Source organism: Sinorhizobium sp. 22678 (genome assembly GCF_052044265.1).
GTDB lineage: Bacteria > Pseudomonadota > Alphaproteobacteria > Rhizobiales > Rhizobiaceae > Sinorhizobium > Sinorhizobium meliloti_A.
Map to the genome: position 1 here is coordinate 112406 of NZ_JBQEMS010000009.1, position 19454 is coordinate 131859.

Annotated in this window: 7 protein-coding genes; 2 read left to right on the top strand and 5 right to left on the bottom strand. The window is 63.9% G+C overall.

Features of this window, described 5'->3' with window-relative positions:
- Positions 1–3: 3 nt before the first annotated feature.
- Together pyc and ACTJKL_RS15550 are read right to left on the bottom strand one after the other, a co-directional pair.
- Positions 4–3462: a pyruvate carboxylase gene (pyc, locus tag ACTJKL_RS15545; protein ID WP_440853237.1), complete on the bottom strand. Its 3459-nt coding sequence runs from the start codon at positions 3460–3462 to the stop codon at positions 4–6.
- A 131-nt stretch (positions 3463–3593) separates the two neighbouring features.
- Complete coding sequence (locus ACTJKL_RS15550) at positions 3594–4334, bottom strand: helix-turn-helix transcriptional regulator (RefSeq protein ID WP_003535227.1); 741 nt, start codon at positions 4332–4334, stop codon at positions 3594–3596.
- Between the two features lie 378 nt (positions 4335–4712).
- Here ACTJKL_RS15550 and ACTJKL_RS15555 point away from each other — a divergent pair, with 378 nt between their 5' ends.
- Positions 4713–6470: a glucan ABC transporter ATP-binding protein/ permease gene (locus ACTJKL_RS15555; protein WP_440853238.1), complete on the top strand. Its 1758-nt coding sequence runs from the start codon at positions 4713–4715 to the stop codon at positions 6468–6470.
- A gap of 192 nt (positions 6471–6662) precedes the next feature.
- Here the strand turns inward: ACTJKL_RS15555 and ACTJKL_RS15560 are convergent, their stop codons facing one another.
- From ACTJKL_RS15560 to ACTJKL_RS15570, 3 genes are all read right to left on the bottom strand, one after another.
- Entirely contained in the window at positions 6663–7820 is a 1158-nt protein-coding gene (locus ACTJKL_RS15560) for an OpgC family protein (RefSeq protein ID WP_018098744.1), read from the bottom strand.
- 287 nt (positions 7821–8107) lie between these two features.
- Positions 8108–16606 (bottom strand): cyclic beta-(1,2)-glucan synthase, encoded by an 8499-nt coding sequence (gene ndvB, locus ACTJKL_RS15565; protein ID WP_440853239.1) that lies wholly within the window; start codon positions 16604–16606, stop codon positions 8108–8110.
- A 419-nt stretch (positions 16607–17025) separates the two neighbouring features.
- Positions 17026–17931, bottom strand: a complete 906-nt coding sequence (locus tag ACTJKL_RS15570) for a LysR family transcriptional regulator (RefSeq protein ID WP_018098742.1) — start codon at positions 17929–17931, stop codon at positions 17026–17028.
- Between the two features lie 113 nt (positions 17932–18044).
- Between ACTJKL_RS15570 and hglS the strand changes: the two genes are divergently transcribed.
- On the top strand, positions 18045–19445 hold the full coding sequence (hglS, locus tag ACTJKL_RS15575; RefSeq protein WP_440853240.1) for a 2-oxoadipate dioxygenase/decarboxylase HglS: 1401 nt from the start codon (positions 18045–18047) through the stop codon (positions 19443–19445).
- Positions 19446–19454: the final 9 nt, after the last annotated feature.

The following is a 19454-nucleotide window of genomic DNA, read 5'->3' on the forward strand; positions in this document are numbered from 1 at the left end:
TGCTTAACCCCCGAACACGACCAGCAGATCTTTCGCATCGATCTGATCGCCGGCCCTTACCAGCACCTCGGAAATCACGCCGTCCTTCTCGGCATGAAGCGCCGTCTCCATCTTCATCGCCTCGATGGAGAGCAGCACGTCGCCGGCCTTGACCGATTGGCCGGAGACCACCGCGACGGTCGAGATCACGCCCGGCATCGGCGCGCCGAGATGGGCGGCGTTGCCGGCTTCCGCCTTGCGGCGGACGGCGGCCGAGGCGCCGCGATTGCGGTCGGGTACCTTGATGGACCGCGGCTGACCGTTCATTTCGAAGAACATCTTGACCATGCCCTTCTCGTCGATCTCGCCCTGCGCCTGATTGAGGATGACGAGCGTCTTGCCCTTTTCGATGTCGGCGAAGAGTTCCTCACCCGGCGCCATGCCGTAGAAATAGGCGGGCGTCGGCAGCACGCTGACCGGGCCGTAGGTTTCGCAGGCTACCGCATAATCGGTGAAGACCTTCGGATACATGAGGTAGGAGGCGAACTCGAAATCGGTCACCTCACGGCCGAGCTTCTCCTCGATGCCCTTGCGCTCGGCGTCGAGATCCGCGTCTTCGAGAAGCGAGCCCGGACGCGCGTCATAGGGCTCTTCGCCCTTGAGCGCCTTCTTCTGCAGCGCCTCCGGCCAGCCGCCCGGCGGTTGGCCGAGATCGCCCTTGAGCATGGAGACGACCGATTCCGGGAAGGCGATGTCCTTGCCCGGATTCTCGACATCGGCGACCGTCAGATCCTGGGAGACCATCATCAGCGCCATGTCGCCGACGACCTTGGAAGACGGCGTCACCTTGACGATATCGCCGAACATCCGGTTGGCGTCGGCATAGGCCTGCGCCACCTCGTGCCAGCGGGTCTCGAGGCCGAGCGAGCGGGCCTGCTCCTTCAGATTGGTGAACTGGCCGCCCGGCATCTCGTGCAGATAGACTTCCGAAGCCGGTCCCTTGAGGTCGCTTTCGAAGGCCGCATATTGATGGCGTACCGCCTCCCAATAGAAGGAGATGCGGCGGATCCATTCCGGATCGAGGCCCGGGTCGCGCTCCGAGCCGGACAGCGCCTCGACGATCGAGCCGAGGCAGGGCTGAGAGGTGTTGCCGGAGAGCGCGTCCATCGCCGCATCGACGATGTCGACGCCGGATTCGACCGCCGCGAGCACGGTGGCCGCGGCAATGCCCGAAGTGTCGTGGGTGTGGAAATGGATCGGCAGATCGGTCGCTTCCTTCAGCGCCTTGAACAGCACCCGGGCGGCGGCCGGCTTCAATAGCCCGGCCATGTCCTTGACGGCGATGATATGGGCGCCGGCCTTTTCCAGTTCGGCGGCGAGCGCCGTGTAGTATTTCAGGTCGTATTTCGGCCGGGCGGAATTGAGGATGTCGCCGGTATAGCAGATCGCCGCCTCGCAGATCCTGTCCTCCTCGGCCACCGCATCCATCGCGACGCGCATGTTCTCGACCCAGTTCAGGCAGTCGAAGACGCGGAAGACGTCGATGCCGCCTTTCGCGGCCTGGCGGACGAAATATTTGACGACATTGTCCGGATAGTTCTTGTAGCCGACGCCGTTGGCGCCGCGCAGAAGCATCTGCAGGAGCAGGTTCGGCGCACCCTCGCGCACCATCGCCAGCCGCTCCCACGGGTCCTCTGTCAGGAAGCGCATCGAGACGTCGAAGGTCGCGCCGCCCCAGCATTCGAGCGAGAAGAGGCTCGGCAGCGCCCGCGCATAGGTGCCGGCGATGCGGGCGATATCGTAGGTGCGCATGCGTGTGGCGAGCAGCGACTGGTGGCCGTCACGCATCGTGGTGTCGGTGATCAGCACCTCCGGCTGCGCCTTCACCCATTCGGCGAATTTCTTCGGACCGAGCTGATCGAGGCGCTGCTTCGTACCGGGCTTCACCTCGCCGCCGATGAACGGCACGACCGGCGCGGCGATATCGTCGGAGGGCTTCGGCCGGCCCTTGACTTCCGGATGGCCGTTGACGGTGACGTCGGCGAGATAGGTGAGAAGCTTGGTGGCGCGGTCCTGGCGCTTGACCTGCTGGAACAATTCCGGCGTCGTGTCGATGAAGCGCGTCGTATAGCTGTTGTCCTGGAACTTCGGGTGGCTGATGATAGCCTCGAGGAAGGTGAGGTTGGTCGCCACGCCGCGGATGCGGAATTCTCTCAGCGCACGGATCATCCGCTGGATCGCTTCGCCCGGGTTCGGCGCCCAGGCAGTGACCTTCTCGAGCAGCGGATCGTAGTAACGGGTGATCACCGCCCCGGAATAGGCCGTGCCGCCGTCGAGGCGGATGCCGAAGCCGGTGGCGCCGCGATAGGCGGTGATGCGGCCATAATCCGGAATGAAGTTCTGCTCCGGGTCTTCCGTCGTGATACGGCACTGCAGCGCATGGCCGTTGAGGCGGATGTCCTCCTGGCGCGGCACGCCCGATTCCGCCGCACCGATGGCGAAGCCGTCGAGAATGTGGATCTGCGCCTTGACGATGTCGATGCCGGTGACGACCTCGGTGACCGTGTGCTCGACCTGGATGCGCGGATTGACCTCGATGAAGTAGAACTTGCCGGTGTCGGAATCCATCAGATACTCGACGGTGCCGGCGCCGACATAGTTGGTCGCCCGGGCGATCTTCAGCGAATAATCCGCGAGTTCCTGGCGCTGCGCATCATCGAGATAGGGCGCCGGCGCCCGCTCCACGACCTTCTGGTTGCGACGCTGGATCGAGCAGTCGCGCTCGAAAAGGTGGACGACGTTGCCGTGCGTGTCGCCGAGGACCTGGCTTTCGACGTGACGGGCGCGCTCGACCAGCTTTTCGAGATAGACCTCGTCCTTGCCGAAGGCGGCCTTGGCCTCGCGCTTGGCCTCGGTCACCTCGCGGATCAGGTCCTTGGGGTCGCGGATCGCCCGCATGCCGCGGCCGCCGCCGCCCCAGGACGCCTTGAGCATGACCGGATAGCCGATCTCCTCGGCCAGTCGCTTGATCTCTTCCGGATCGTCCGGCAGAGGCTCGGTCGCCGGTACGACCGGCACGCCGATCGAGATCGCCAGGTTGCGGGCCGCGACCTTGTTACCGAGCTGGCGCATCGTCTCCGGCTTGGGGCCGATGAAGGTGATGCCGTTCTGAGCGCAGGCTTCGGCGAATTCCGGGCTTTCGGAGAGCAGGCCATAGCCCGGGTGTATGGCGTCGGCGCCGGACAGCTTGGCGACGCGGATCACCTCGTCGATCGACAGGTAGCTCTCGATCGGGCCGAGGTCGCGGGGAAGGTGCGGCCCGCGCCCGACCTGATAACTCTCGTCCGCCTTGAAGCGGTGCAGCGCCAGCTTATCCTCCTCAGCCCATATCGCGACCGTTTTAAGCCCCAGCTCATTGGCCGCGCGGAAGACGCGGATGGCGATTTCGGAACGGTTGGCAACAAGGATCTTGGAAATGGACAAGTCGGACTCCTCATAGACTTGGACACGCGGGAATGCTGCACCCGCGAAAAGAACTATTAGCGAGTCAAGGAATGAAGCGCAATTTCAGATGCGACACGAATGCTGACCCATTCGGTCAGGAGCGCGGGTCGTCAGGAGATCAGTCCCAGGCGGAAGGCGATCGCCACGACGTGATGCCGGTTCTTCGCCTTCAACTTTTCCTGGATGCCGTTCATGTACCAGTCGACCGTGTGGCTGGAAATGTCGAGGACCTTGCCGATGTCGTTCGATGTCATGCCGTCGGCGAGATAGTGGAGCGCCTCCATTTCGCGCCGCGTCATCTGGACTTCGACGCGCGAGACGAGTTCCGCCATGATCTCCGGATCGGTGAGTTCGAGCAGCTTCCAGAACAGCCGCTTGGCGATGGCGTCGAAAAGGCTCAACTCCACCGGGCTCAGGTCGACCACCCGGCCGCCCACGGTCAGGTTGCCCATGAGCCCGCGCCGGCCGTGCACCGGAAAGATATAGCCGTCGAAGAGGCCGTGATTGCGGGCCTCGACCATCATGCTTTCCATGCGCTTGCGGTGCGGGTCCGAGCGGAAGGCCACGAGCGTGTCGCGCCAGCGGAAGCCGCGCTGGGCATGCCCGAGGAAGCGGATAGTCGGATCAATGACGACGTATTTCTTGCGGATGTAGATCTGCGGCCAGCCCTCCGGCCAGCGTCCGGCCAGAAGAAGTCTCAGCGGATTCTCGTGCGGTTTCGGCTGACGCACGATGCCGTAGAAGTCGAAACCGCACCGGTCGAGCAGCCGCTCGAACTCAGGCAGGATCTCCTCGCGCGTCTTCATCTCTTCCAGTAGCGCCAGAAACTGTACGAGCAACGTAATATTCATAGAGCATCCTCGAATCAAAAACGCGCCGCGCAACCCGCCAGGCCATATGAATACGCCGTTCAGAAGCCATTCATGTTGCAACCGCGATAATTCTTCATATCACGCCCGGTCTTGCAGGAAACCTGCAAAAACTCGGAGTCGAGGCATCAAGATAGCCAACGATGGATCATCCCGCCAACCCTCCCATGGTATCGGATGATCCTTCTCGCTGATCCGCCCCGTCTACCGCGTTTTTTGGGAAGAACGCAAAGGCCGTCACCCGCGGCTTTGCCGGCACGCAAGGTGGATGAAAATCATCTTGCCGTCGGTTCAAGACGCAACGCATCGCCGCATCGTGCCGTTGCGGCGCCAATTCCGATACCCGAAAGGGGTGAGACAGTGTCCTTGTTTCAGGTGTATGCAAGAGCGCTTCAGTATCTTGCTGTCCACAAGTTTCGCGTCGGGGCGATCGTCATAGCCAATATCGTCCTGGCTGCCATCACCATTGCGGAGCCGATTCTGTTCGGCCGAATCATCGACGCGATCTCCTCACAGAAGGACGTCGCGCCGATGCTGCTCCTGTGGGCGGGCTTCGGCGTCTTCAATACGATCGCCTTCGTGCTCGTTTCCCGCGAGGCGGACCGTCTCGCCCACGGTCGCCGCGCTTCGCTCCTGACCGAAGCCTTCGGCCGGATCGTCTCGATGCCTCTCTCCTGGCACAGCCAGCGCGGCACTTCGAACGCGCTGCACACGCTCCTGCGAGCCTGCGAGACGCTCTTCGGTCTCTGGCTCGAATTCATGCGGCAGCATCTGGCGACGGCAGTGGCGCTCGTGCTTCTCATTCCGACCGCCTTTGCCATGGACGTCCGTCTGTCGCTCATCCTCGTCGTGCTCGGTGCTGCCTATGTGATGATCAGCAAGGTCGTGATGAGCCGCACGAAGGAGGGTCAGGCTGCCGTCGAGGGACATTACCACACGGTCTTCTCGCACGTGTCCGACTCGATCAGCAACGTTTCGGTGGTTCACAGCTACAACCGCATCGAAGCTGAAACGCGCGAGCTGAAGAAGTTCACGCAGCGCCTGCTGTCGGCCCAGTATCCGGTGCTCGACTGGTGGGCTCTGGCGAGCGGCCTCAACCGTATTGCCTCGACCATCTCGATGATGGCGATCCTCGTCATCGGCACCGTTCTGGTGCAGCGCGGCGAGCTCGGCGTCGGCGAGGTGATCGCTTTCATCGGCTTCGCCAATCTGCTGATCGGCCGCCTCGACCAGATGAAGGCCTTCGCCACCCAGATCTTCGAAGCGCGCGCCAAACTCGAAGATTTCTTCCAGCTCGAGGATTCCGTGCAGGACCGCGAGGAGCCGTCCGATGCCGGGGAACTGAAGGGTGTCGTCGGCGAGGTCGAATTCAAGGACATTTCCTTCGACTTCGCAAACTCCGCCCAAGGCGTGCGCAACGTCTCGTTCAAGGCCAGGGCCGGCCAGACGATCGCCATCGTCGGCCCGACCGGTGCCGGGAAGACTACGCTCGTCAACCTCCTGCAGCGGGTCCACGAGCCGAAGCACGGCCAGATCCTGATCGACGGCGTGGACATCGCGACCGTCACCCGCAAATCGCTGCGCCGGTCGATCGCCACGGTCTTCCAGGATGCCGGCCTCATGAACCGCTCGATCGGCGAAAATATCCGCCTCGGCCGTGACGACGCCTCTTTGGACGAGGTGATGGCAGCCGCCGAGGCCGCCGCCGCGAGCGACTTCATCGAGGACCGCCTCAATGGCTACGACACGGTCGTCGGCGAACGCGGCAACCGGCTGTCGGGCGGCGAACGCCAGCGCGTCGCGATTGCCCGCGCGATCCTGAAGAACGCGCCGATCCTGGTGCTCGATGAGGCGACCAGCGCGCTCGACGTCGAGACCGAGGCCCGCGTCAAGGATGCCATCGACGCCTTGCGCAAGGACCGGACGACCTTCATCATCGCCCACCGCCTGTCGACGGTGCGGGAAGCCGATCTGGTCATCTTCATGGATCAGGGCCGGATCGTGGAAATGGGCGGCTTCCACGAACTCAGCCAGAGCAACGGCCGCTTCGCGGCACTGCTTCGCGCCAGCGGTATCCTCACGGACGAGGATGTCCGCAAGAGCCTTACGGCGGCGTGATCGCCTCACCGCTCACCGGATCTACAACGAAATCCCCCGGATTCCGGGGCATTTCTATGTGACCGGGAAGGTCGCGACATCCGCGAGCGTCATGAGCGCCAGGGCAAATCATCGAACGGTTGTGCGGTCTGTGATGACCGCCGCCGCGCCGGGAGGGGGCGACTCTCCTCCCGGCGTGCGGATAAGGGTCCCTCACGCCGCCTTCAGCGGCGGCGCCACGGAGACCTCCTTCAGCCATTCGAGGTAATAGGCATAGGCGAAGTGCAGGCCGATGCCGCCGATGACGAAGATCGTGCCGATGATCCGGTCCCGGTCGGTGACGAGAAGCAGCACCTGGCCCGCCATTGCGAGGATCGTCCCGAAAATGAAGACGGCAAGCGAATGGCGCCCGATCATCACCAGGGGGTGGTTGCTTCCGACCCGCGTCAGCCGGCTGAAGACGGGGACGGTTGCGAGAATATAGGCAAGCGCCAGCACATGCAGCAGCCGCGTCAGCGACAGGAAGGTCTTGTCGAAGCCCGTCAGCACCGCAGGCAGGCCGAAGGAGAGATCGATGTTCCACCAGGAAAACAGCACCCAGAAGGCGGAAATCGCGAGATAGGCGACGGAAAGGCCGAGAAGCCAGGGGCTCCGCGGGAGACTCCCGCCCCGCCGCACATGGCTCATGCACAGAATGCCGATCACGAACAGGAACTGCCAGGACCAGGGATTGAGGAACCAGTAGCCGTCGTCGAGAAAGTTATAGGGCACCATTTTGAAGCAGCCGGCAGCGAGCCAGAGCGTCGCGGAAAACGCGAACAGCAATCGGGGGCGCACGGCATTCAGCCACAGAAACCCGGGCAGCAGCAGGAACAGCACCGCATACATCGACAGAATGTTGTTGTAGCCGAGCTGGTGCCCGAGCAGCACCATGGCGACGATCCCTTGCTCCGTCTGCTCGACGATCGGCCGGATGTTGATCTCGCCGATCAACTCCTGACGGCCGAAATAGAGAGCGCCGCCGGCGAAGATCGCAAGCGTCACCACGCTCGTCATGATGTGCGCGACATAGAGCGCCAGGGCGCGCCGCCATATCTTCAGCGTGAGGGCGAGCCGGCCGCCGGCCAGGAACTTGCCGGAATAGGCCGCCCCCACCGACAGGCCGGAAATCAGCACGAAGGCCTCCGCCGAATCGGAAAAGCCGAAGTTCTTGTGGGTCAGATATTCGAGATACTGGCCCGGTACATGGTTGACGAAGATGGTCAGCAGGCAAAGTGCCCGAAAAACGTCGAGGCGTGTGTCGCGCCCGGTCGGCATCGGAGGGGCGACCCCTCTCTGATCGTTGCCGCCCTCAAAGGTCTTCTGCAGCATGCGCGTTGATATCCGGGATTTGGCGCCCCGCCCCACCCCTGTTGAAACCGGCGCCGCCGTGCCGCCCCGATGCGGGCGGCGCCGACGCCATGAATGAATGGCGAACCTGACACGGCAAAGAAAAGCCGGCCTTGCCTCCGAGCGGGACGAGGAAATGTGTGTACCGTTTTGCGCCCTGCATTCCGCTCGACTTGTTGGATCGGATCACGATTGCTTTGGGTCGTTCGATCCAAGTCATCGTGATCCAGGAAAACAAAGCCGGTTCAGCTCGTGCTTCAAGCCGGCAGCTACAGCAAAACCCCTTCATGCGCGTTTTCTGTGACACTATTATTTACGCTTACGACCGGTTCGCCACTTTTTGGATCGCGGCTGACGGAAATCCGGTGCGTGGTGCCGTTCACGCGCACTTCGGCCGAATAGCCCGGCCATTCGGAGGGTAGGACGGGCCGGATCAAGAGCTTGTCGCCCCGCTTGCGGATGCCGAGAATCCCCTCGACACCGGCGCGGTAGAGCCAGCCGGCGGAGCCCGTGTACCAGGTCCAGCCGCCGCGGCCGGCAAGCGCGCCTTCTCCATAGATATCGGCAGCAACCACATAGGGCTCGACACGATAATGCTCGGCGTCCTCCTGGCTGAGAGCATGCGACACGGGGTTGAGCATGCTGAAGGTGCGCCAGGCCTCTTCCGCCCGCTCCTGGGCGGCGAATGCCAGCACCACCCAGGTGGCCGCGTGGGTATATTGCCCGCCATTCTCCCGCACGCCCGGGGGATAGGCCTTGATGTAGCCCGGGTCCTGCTTCGTCGTCTCGAGCGGCGGCGTGAACAGCCGGATGATGCGCTTTTCGGGATCTACGAGCTCCGCCATCACCGCGTCCATCGCGCGCAGCGAGCGCTCCTTGTCGCCCTCTCCCGAAAGCGTGCTCCAGGATTGCGCGATCGAATCGATGCGGCACTCGCCGTTCTCCGCCGATCCGAGCGGCGTGCCGTCGTCGTAATAGCCGCGGCGATAGTAATCGCCGTCCCAGCCTGCCTGTTCGAGCGCATCCTTCAGTGCTTCCAGATGCCGCTCCCATAGGGCCAGGCGCGGCTTGTCCTTGCGGGCACGGGCATAGGGCAGGAACGCGCGCAGGGTGCCTGCCAGGAACCAGCCGAGCCAGACGCTCGTGCCCTTTCCGGCCTCCCCGACACGGTTCATGCCGTCGTTCCAGTCGCCGCCGAGAATGAGCGGCAGACCGTTGGCGCCGGTCCGGCGAATGGCGAGATCGACCGCACGGGCGCAATGCTCGTAGACGTCGCCCACCTCGTCGGCCACATCCGGCTTGTAGAAGCTGTCGTGCTGGCCTTCTTCCAGAGCCGGCCCGGTGATGAAAGGAACTTTCTCCTTGAGGATGTCTTCCTCGCCGGTGACGGCGCAATAATGCGCAACCGCATGAGCGAGCCAGACCACGTCGTCCGAGATCATCGTGCGGACGCCCGCGTCCGTGCCGGGCAGCCACCAATGCTGCACGTCGCCTTCGACGAACTGCCGCGCCGCGGCATTGAGGATCTGCGCACGGGCAAGCGCCGGCCGATGGATGAGGAAGGCAAGCGTATCCTGCAGCTGATCGCGGAAACCGAAGGCACCGCTTGCCTGGTAGAAGGCCGAGCGTGCCATGATCCGGCAGCCGAGCGCCTGGTAGGGAAGCCAGTGGTTGATCATGTGGTTGAAGGCGCGATCGGGCGTCTCCACCTTCACGACTCCGGTGAAATCACCCCAGAACGCCTTCGCCGCCTCGAGCGCAACGTCGAAACTGTCCGCCCTGAGTTCCTCCAGCACCGCCCGCACCTGATCGGAATTGTCGGCATCACCGAGGAAGAAGGTGACCTGTCGCTCCACGCCCGCCTCGATCGTCAGATCCGTCGCGAGCGCCGCGCAGGCATCCCCGTCCACATCCGTCGATCCGGTGAGCTCGGCGCCGGCGATCACTGCCTGCGGGGCGAGGATTCCTCCGGCCCGGCCAAGGAATTCCCGCCGGCTCGCCGTATAGCCGGCGATATCTCCGTCGCTGGCGAAGAACGCGCACCGGCCCGGATAGTCGATGCTGTAGGGATTGGTGGCGACGAGCGTCTTCGCGCTTTCGTCCCACTCGCTGAGGACGAAGGGCGCGGTACGGCTGCGATTGTTGCCGAGCACCCATTCCGCGTAGCCGTAGATGCGCAACTTGCGAGCGGCCGAACTGCGGTTGCGGATCGTCAGCCGGACGAGCTTGGCCGGAAGGCTCCTGTGGACCGTATGCATGGCCTCGATCTCAAGCTCGTCCTGCGTGCTGAGAAAGCGCGAATAGCCGAGGCCGTGACGGGTCTCGAACCGGGCGGACTTGCGTCGCGACAGTGCGGCATAGGGCGTCAGCACCGCGCCGCTTGCCATGTCGCGCACGAAGATCGCCTCGCCCGGACGATTGACGACCGCGTCGTTGGTCCAGGGCGTCAACTGATAGTCGCGCGAATTGCGGCTCCAGGAGAAGGCCGCACCTTCGGCGGAGATATGGAAGCCGAATTGCTCGTTGGAGATGACGTTGATCCAGGGTTGCGGCGTCGCCTCGCCTCCGCGCAGCCGCACGGCATATTCGCGGCCGTCCTCGGCAAAGCCGCCGAAACCGTTCCAGTAATCCAGGTCGCCGCCGTCGAGTTCGACCGCCACCGGCTCGTCGGTCTCCCGTATCACCGGCAGCAGCATCTCGGCGCCCTCCTCCTTCTTTTCGGAAGGTTTGGAGTAGAGCGATGTGGCGCGGGCTATCTGATCCGAGATCGTGCCGTTGCGGGCATGGAAGACGGCCCGCGATGCCGAGATCAGCGTTGACCAGGTTTCCGGTTCCATCAGGTCCCGGCGCACCGCAAAGATGTGCTGGCGCGGGCCGTCCGAAAGGCCGCGAAGCCTCAAATTCTCGCACATGGAGTCGAGCGTGTGCTGCAGATCCTGCGCATAGGAGGAGGCGCGCTCGTTGACCACCACCAGATCGGCGGTGATGCCGCGAGCTCTCAGATATTCCTGCGCCCGCAAGGCCTCGCGGGCGATGCCCAGATCGCCGTCGTCGTTGATCCTGAGGCAGAAGATCGGGAAATCGCCGGAGATCGCCAGCGGCCACAGCGCCGATTGCGAGGCAAGCCCGGTCTTGACGGTCTCCGCGTCGGCGCGAAGGTGCATATCCGGATAGACGAGATAGCGGCCGAGCATCTGGAAGCTCGCGGCCTCCTTCGAGGTGATCCCGACATGGCGCATCTGCACCTGGCTGCGGGTCCAGGCATGGATGAGCTCGTGATTGAAGGTTTCCGGATGCCGGTAACGGTCGATCGCCCGATCGACGCCTTCCCTGTCCGGGGCGGCGATCGTCCAGAAGATGACGCTCACCTTCTTGCCCGCCGGCACGCGTACGACGCGACGGAGCGACACGATCGGATCGAGCGTGAAGCCGTCGGTACCGGAAAGCGTGGCGCCCGGGTCGAATGCGGCCGCCTCGGCAATCGTGCGGCCCTGGCCGAGGAAGCGCCGGCGATCGGTCTCCGCCTGCGTGTGGCGCTCGCTGCCGGCATTGTCGGTGACGAGATGGGCGACCTCGATGTCCGGATCGCCGGGGCTGCGCTTGTTGCGCGAGACCCATATCACGTCTCCGTGACGGCTGATCTCGGTGCGGATGAACATCTTCGAGAAGGTCGGGTGCGAGCTGTCGGCATCGTCCATGGCAAGCACGGGCTCGGCATAAGACGTCACCTCGATGAACCGGTCTTCCGTACCCGTGTTGAGCAGGATAACCCGACGGCCTTCGGCATCGTGCTCGGTGGCGACGATGCATTCCACCTCGCTTGTCAGATCGCCGACGGTCTTGACGTATTCGGCCTTGTCGTCGCCGAAGCGGGTAACGGTCTTTTCGCCCGGCGCACGCCGGGGTTCGGCCGTCGCCGACCACCAGTCGCCCGTCACCGTGTCGCGAAGGAAGATGAAGGTCCCCGTCCTGTCCTCGACCGGGTCCGGAGTCCATCTCGTGACCGCCTGGCCGTTCCAGCGGGCATAGCCCGCCCCTGTCGCCGTCAGCATGACGGAGTAGTGACCGTTCGACAGCAGAACCGTCTCGCGATCCTGGTTGATCGGGTCTTCGACGACGCGGACTTCGGGGCGCAGGAGATCGGCCTGGCCCTTGCCCAGCGCTTCCGGCTCGCGCTTGGCGGCCATGACCGGGATGTCGCGCGGCGCCTTCTCCTGCAGGAGGAGTTCGGCGGCCTCGATGACGGGGTCGGCATGGAACCACTCGCGTAGCTGCCCGTTGAAGACGACATTTGCGACCGCGGCGACCGACATGCCGTGATGATGGGCATAATAGTTGCGCACGACGGCGCATTTCTGCCCTTCCGGCACGCGCGTCGGCGTGAAGTCGACGGCGTCGTGATAGCCGTAGGCCCCAAGGGCGCCGACCTCCCGGAGCCGCGCCAGGTTGGCGAGCGCCGATTTCGGATCGTACATGCAGGCGAGAATGGACGCGTAAGGTGCGATGACGGCATTCTGCCCGAGGCCGCGCTTCAGACCCAGCGTCGGCACGCCGAAGTTCGTATACTGGTAGGTCAGCTCGTGGTCGCGCGCATTGAACGCCGCCTCGGAAATGCCCCAGGGCGTCCCGAGCCGACGGCCGTGATTGATCTGCTCCTGGACCACCAGATTGTTGGTCTGGTTGAGGATGCCGCCCTGCCGCTCCTGCATGACGAGCGGCGGCATCAGATATTCGAACATCGAACCCGACCAGGAGACGAGCGCACCGCGCGCGCCGATCGGCACGATCGGACGGCCGAGCTTGTACCAGTGCTCGGTCGGCAGATCCCCCTTGGCGATCGCGAAAAGGCTCGTCAGCCGCGCCTCGGAGGCGAGCAGATCGTAGCAGGCCTCGTCGAGCTCGTTGGCGTTGACCCGGTAGCCGATCGACAGCAGCCGCCGCTCCGGCCGGAACAGGAAGCTGAAGTCCATGGAGAAGGCGATGTCGCGTGCGCGCTCCTTGAGCACCAGCAGACGCTGGCGCAGAGCCTCGATGGCACCGAGGTCGAAGACGCCGTCGGCGATATGTGCCTCGCAGGCGGCCACCAGCGAGCCCGCCCATGTCGCCACTTCGCCGCTGGGGACGGTGCGCACCTCATGGTCGAGATTGACCGTCAGCTTGTGCATGTCGCGTGCGAGCACCGCGAGGTTGATCACCCGGATGGAGGCGAACTCGCGCTCGCGCTTGACCGCCGCAAGCGCATTCTGGAAGCCGGCGATGCGCTCCTCGATCAGGCGCCTCAGCGGCCGTACGGTCTTGCGATCGTCGGGAAGCTCGCTCAACACCTCCTTGAGGATCGCCGCGACGTCGCCGATGCCGTCGAGATTGCCCTGGACGTGGGCGGATGGCGCTTCGGCCCATTCGCGGCACATGGACGAGACCGCGATCAGGTGTCCGGCGAGGTTGCCGCTGTCGACCGAGGAGACATAACGCGGCTCCATCGGTTCGAGCCCGCGCGTGCGATACCAGTTGAAGAGATGGCCGCGATATTTCGGCATGCGGTCGATCGTGGCGATCGTCTGCTCGAGGCGCGTGATCGTCTCCTCGAAACCGATCCAGCCGAAGGAGCGCGCCGACATGACCGACAGGAGATAGACGCCGATATTCGTCGGCGAGGTGCGCTCCGCGAGTACCGGCTGCGGCGTTTCCTGGAAGTTGTCCGGCGGCAGGAAGTTCTGCTCGGCGGTGACGAATGCCTCGAAGTAGCGCCATGTCCGCCGGGCGATCTTGCGCATCTCCTCGATCGCCTCATCGGAAACGGCGAGCTGGTCTTCGGTCTCGGCGGACTGGCTCACGAACCAGGCGACCGCGGGCGAGGCGGCCCAGATAAGGGCAAAGGGCAGCCCGATGAAGGGCAGCCCCGTATCGGAGATGGCGGCAAGCGCCAGCGACACCAGTGCAAGCGCCGGTGCCGTCCACATCGCGCGGAAGTAGTCGCCGATCGAACCGTGGCCGGCGCTCTGCACCTGCGCGGCGGTGCGCCATTCGAGCATCAGCTTGCGGCTGACGAAGGTGCGATAGAGCGAGCGCACGATCGCATCGGCCATCATCGCCGCATTGTGCGCGATGAAGACGATGCGCAACGCGACCTGCGCGTTGGCGGCGCGGATGTCCGACAACACCGTGTGGAGATGCGCACGCGCGACGATGTCGTTGCGCCGCGGCATGATCCCGGAGATCAGCGACAGCGTCGGCGCGACGAACAGGCTGAAAATCAGCACGAGCTGCCAGATCAGCGCCGGGGTCGGCTCCATGTAGTACCAGCCCATGACCGAGGCGGCGAGCCAGGCGACGGGAATGAGCGAGCGGCGCAGGTTGTCATACATCTTCCAGCGCCCGAGCATCGAAAGGCCGTTCTTCGGATTGAAGATGTACGGCAGGAGCTGCCAGTCGCCTCGCGCCCAACGATGCTGACGCGACATCTCGACCTCGTAGCGGGTCGGAAAATCCTCGACAAGCTCGATGTCGGTCACCAGCGCGCAACGCGCATAGGAACCTTCGAGAAGGTCGTGGCTGAGCACCGCATTTTCTTCGATCCTGCTCTTGAGAGCAGCCCCGAAGGCGTCGACGTGATAGAGGCCCTTGCCGGTGAAGCTGCCTTCGCCGGCAATGTCCTGATAGACGTCCGACACGGTGAAGACGTAAGGGTCGATGCCGCGATTGATGGTGAAGATGCGCTGGAAGGCCGAGGCCTCGCTGCCGGTGGTGAGCGACGGCGTCACGCGCGGCTGCAGGAGGCTGTAGCCGGTCACGACCTCCTGTGTCCTCGGATTGACGACCGGCCGGTTGATCGGGTGATAGAGCTTGCCGACGAGCTTGGTCACCGCGTCGCGCATGAGACGCGTGTCGGAGTCGAGCGTCATCACATATTGCACGCCCTCCGGCACCGTGTTGGCGCCCTGAAGGAAGGAGGTATCGCGGTCGCCGCGAAGCAGCAGATTCAACTCGTGCAGCTTGCCGCGCTTGCGCTCCCATCCCATCCACACGCCCTCGGCCTCGTTGTAGAGGCGGCGGCGGTGCAGCAGGAAGAAGCGCGTCTTGCCGTCATAGGCATAGCGGGCCGAGAGAGACGCGATCTCGCGCTTGGCATATTCGAGAACATCCGTGTCGGCAGGCGCCTCCTCCGACTTGCTGTCGGCCCAATCGCTCAGGAGCGCGAAATAGATCTCGCCGCGCGGATTGGCGAGATAGTGAACCTCGAGGTTGCGCACGAGCTCGTCTACATGATCGCGCTTGGCAATCAGGCAAGGCACCACGACCAGCGTGCGTCCATCCTCGGGTATTCCGTCGAGAAACTCGTAACCGACCAGCCGCGAGGGTTTGGCAAACAGCGTGAAGACCGTGTTGAACAGGCCCATCGCGCCTTCGGAGGCAGGCAGCGCGAAGAGCAGAAGCATGATCAGCTTCGCGCCGCTCGGAATATCCATCGGGCTGACGAAGGCATAGACGACGATCATCGCCAGGATCGTCAAGAGAATGTTCGGCCCGGCTATGGCGAACCAGTCGAGCTTGCGGACCGACCGGATGAGGTGCTGGAAGATCGAGGGCGAATAGCCGATCCTCTTCTCGAGGGCCAGGCGCTGCTTGCCGACGAGGAAGGAGCCGACATTCGGCTCCTGCAGAGGCGCTTCGACGGCCGCGGCGGCCTTTGCCTCCTCGACCATCTCGATCGCGATCTTCGTGACTTCATGCTCGCTGTGGCCGGACCGGCGGGCAAGCTTCTCGATCGTGTCGCGATACGTGTTGCGCGATCCGAAATCGAGCGCCGCATAGTCGGACCCTTCGCGCAGCGTCGCATCGATCTTGCTGACGCTTTCGAACCAGACGGCCCAGTCCGTGTCGTCGATCTCGCGCAGGCTGCGGATGATATTGCTCATCGTCGCGTTGCCGGACGAAAGGCGGTTCTGCTCCGCTACCAGCGCCTCCTCGACGTCGGTGCCACGCCTCTCCAGCCTCTCCTCGATCCAGGCGATGACGGCACCCGAACTCTGGGAACCGTCACGCATGCGGTAAAGGAGCTGTGCGATGAAGGTGTTATCGGCGGCAAGCGCCTCGGACTCCACCAGAAGCGTCCGGCAGCCTTCCGGATCGTTCAGCCGGATGAGCTGGTCAGCGACCTCGTTCGCTTTCCGCCGCATGCCGCGCGAGCGCTCGACGCGGATGGCGATGCGCCTCAGATTTTCGATGAGGACGAAACGCAGGATCGACGGCAGCGCCCACAATTCGCCGATCTTGAGGGTCTCGTGCTCCTGGAAGCCCTCCACCATCGCGGTGATGCTTTCCCGCGTGACGGTACTGTGGGTATGGGCAACGTAAAGCCAGGCAAGGGCCATCGTGCGCGGGATGACGGTTCCGGAGACCGATAGCGTCGGCAGTTGCCGGTAGAAACGGCGTGGAAAGTCGCGCCGTACCTCCTGGATCGCCTCTTCGACGACGTGGTGGTTGTCGAGCAGCCATTCGGCTGCAGGCGTGATCGAGGCGCCGGCTTCCACGTCGGCCGCGGTCGCCCGGTAGACGCGCAGGATTTCCTTCTCGTTCTCCCGGTGGCGGACGCGAAATTCGAACGGAAAGAAGCCCGGCAGAGCGGAAGTGCCGTGTTCGGCGAGGCTCGCGCCGCATGCTCGCAGGTCGTCGATCGAGAAATAGGTCGAGCGGATCGAATCGTTGTAGTCGATCTGCTTCGCTTCCGGTTCGCGCGGTAAATTGGGCTGCGTTGTGTTCTGGAGCATGGGTACGGATTCTGGTTCCACTCGGGACTGATCGGCCCGGTTGTCGTTGTTCTGCCGGTGTGGCTGCGACCCCGAGGATGCAGACGGCGCCGGCGCGTTTCTAGACACGGTCATGTGCCCTCCTTCGCCGTCATTGTCCCGGGAAGAGAGTATCGGTGAAGGCAGGCGCCGAACGCAAAGCCGGCGGCGCGCTGGATTTCACGGCCGCGTGGTGCATGAAGATGGCATTTTTTAGCCGTGATGTCAGCAGCTTGCAAGGAATGCGAGCATCGCCCGCAGCCGGCTCCGGAGACCCGTAGCGCGAGGGGCCGGGCTTGCCGGCGAGTTCCCTCGATTCGATGGATATCTCTGTCAAAGTCCGCCCCTTCCTGGTGTAAGCCTATCCGCAGGCTGAGATCGTAGGCCCTCAACCGGACTTGCTACTGCGACCGATCACCGACCTGTTCGGTGATCCACTCCCGGAAAGCGCGACTGATCGGATTTTCGAGCTTGCCTTCCGGAATGGCGAGATAATAGCTGTTCTCCGTCTGCATCGGTCGATCGAGAACGATCCGCAGGGTGCCTGCGGTAAGTTCCTGCTCGATCAGATAGCGAGGCAAAAGGGCAAAACCGAGACCTGCAGTCGCCGCCTCGATTACCATCGAGAATTGATCGAAGCGGTTGCCGCGATAGGCGCCGTCCTGCTCGACGCCGTTTACCTCGAACCATTGCGCCCAGAGCTTGGGCCGCGTCGCCAGATGCAGCAGCGGGCCGCCGCCGATGTCCGCAGGCGCCTCCACCGGATGCATCGAAAGGAGGGTCGGGCTGGCGGCCGGCACGATGACTTCGCTGCAGAGATAGTTGCAAATGGCGCGCGCCCAGACGGGCTGGCCGTAATGGATCGCGAGGTCGAAGTTCTGCTCTTCGAAGTCGAACGGCTCCGAACGGGAGGCGATATTGACGACGGTGCCCGGGTGGCGCCTCAGGAAATCGGGCAGGCGCGGCACCAGCCAGCGGCTGCCGAAGGTCGGAAGCGATGCGATGGAGAGGCTCGAGTCGGCCCGCGCCGACGCCATGGCGCGCACCATCAGCTCTTCGGTCTGGTTCAGAAGCCGGCGCACCTCGGGCAGGAATTTCTGTCCCGCATCGGAAAGAATGACCCGCTGGCGCACCCGCTCGAAGAGCAGCACGCCCAGCTGGTTTTCGAGATCCTTGATCTGACGGCTGACGGCGCTCTGGGTGAGATTGAGCTCCGCGGCGGCCTGGGTGAAACTGCCATGGCGCGCCGCGCATTCGAAGGCCTGCAGCGTCGTCACGTCGGGAACCAGTCGGCGGCTCAACTTCATTCCAGCCTCGCATCAACATAGTCAGAAGCAGCGCGATCCAAGCTCACAGCCTTCCGATATGATCAGAATTAAGAATGACCTTGTCCTTCATCCATAGCGCGAGGCGAGCCCCAGTGAAAGAGAATAGTTTCGTATCCGCCGACGATATCCGCGCGGCCTTTTCCGCTGCGATGTCGTTGATGTACCGCGAAGAAGTACCCGCCTACGGCACGCTGATGGAGCTCGTCGCAAGGGTCAACGGCGAAACGCTCTCGGTCGACGCCACCCTCAAGGAGAGGCTGGAGGCGACGGATTCGCTCGAACGCATTTCCGAGGAGCGTCACGGCGCGATCCGTCTCGGCACGCCGGCGGAGCTTTCGATGATGCGCCGTGTATTTGCCGTGATGGGCATGTATCCGGTCGGCTACTACGATCTGTCGACCGCCGGGGTGCCGGTCCACTCCACGGCCTTCCGGCCGGTTGGAGACGCGGCCCTGAAGCGCAACCCCTTCCGCGTCTTCACCTCGCTTCTGAGGCTCGACCTCATTGCCGACGAGGCCCTTCGCGCCGAGGCGGAGGCGATCCTGAAAGAGCGCCGGATCTTCACATCCGGTGCGGTCGATCTTACCGAAAAGGCCGAGCGCGATGGCGGCCTCGACAAGGCCGATGCCGAGCGTTTCGTCGCCGAAGTGCTCGAGACCTTCCGCTGGCACGACGAGGCGAATGTCAGCGCCGACATGTACGAGCGCCTGCACGATGCGCACCGGCTGATCGCCGACGTGGTCTCCTTCAAGGGGCCGCATATCAACCATTTGACGCCACGTACGCTCGACATCGACCGCGTCCAGGCGCTGATGCCGGAATATGGCATTGCCCCGAAGGCCGTGGTCGAAGGGCCGCCGACACGCAAGTGCCCGGTCCTGCTTCGCCAGACCTCCTTCAAGGCGCTCGAAGAGCCGGTTTCCTTCCGTAGCACCGATGGCGGATGGAGGACCGGCTCGCATACCGCCCGCTTCGGCGAGATCGAGCAGCGCGGCATCGCCTTGACGCCGAAGGGCCGCGGTCTCTACGACCGGCTGCTCGACGAATCGCGCAAGATCGTACGTCCGGCCGCCGATGGTTCAAACGCCAGAGAATACGAAGCGGCCTTGACCCAGGTCTTCGAGGCCTTCCCCGACAGCTGGGCGGAAATCCGCCAGGCGGGCCTCGGCTATTTCAGCTACTCCCTGACGGAGAAGGGCCGGCGGACGAAGCTGCCGGGCCGGCGCGATCTCAATTCCCTGATCGCCGACGGCCTCATTCGGTTCGATCCGATCGTCTATGAGGACTTCCTTCCCGTCAGCGCCGCCGGTATCTTCCAGTCGAACCTCGGCGACGGTGCGCAGCAGGAATTCGAGGCGAGCCCGAACCAGAAGCGCTTCGAGACCGATCTCGGCGTCGCCGTACTCAACGAATTCGACCACTATGCCGGCATCGAGCAGGCATCGATCGAAGGCTGCCTCAAGGCGCTTACCGCCGCCATGGCAGCGGAGTGATACGCCGGC

Excerpts from the sequence above, each read along its gene's own strand:
- ndvB (WP_440853239.1), bottom strand. The coding sequence starts at position 16,606 with ATGCTCCAGAACACAACGCAGCCCAATTTACCGCGCGAACCGGAAGCG.
- ACTJKL_RS15550 (WP_003535227.1), bottom strand. The coding sequence starts at position 4,334 with ATGAATATTACGTTGCTCGTACAGTTTCTGGCGCTACTGGAAGAGATG.
- ACTJKL_RS15560 (WP_018098744.1), bottom strand. The coding sequence starts at position 7,820 with ATGCTGCAGAAGACCTTTGAGGGCGGCAACGATCAGAGAGGGGTCGCC.
- ACTJKL_RS15570 (WP_018098742.1), bottom strand. The coding sequence starts at position 17,931 with ATGAAGTTGAGCCGCCGACTGGTTCCCGACGTGACGACGCTGCAGGCC.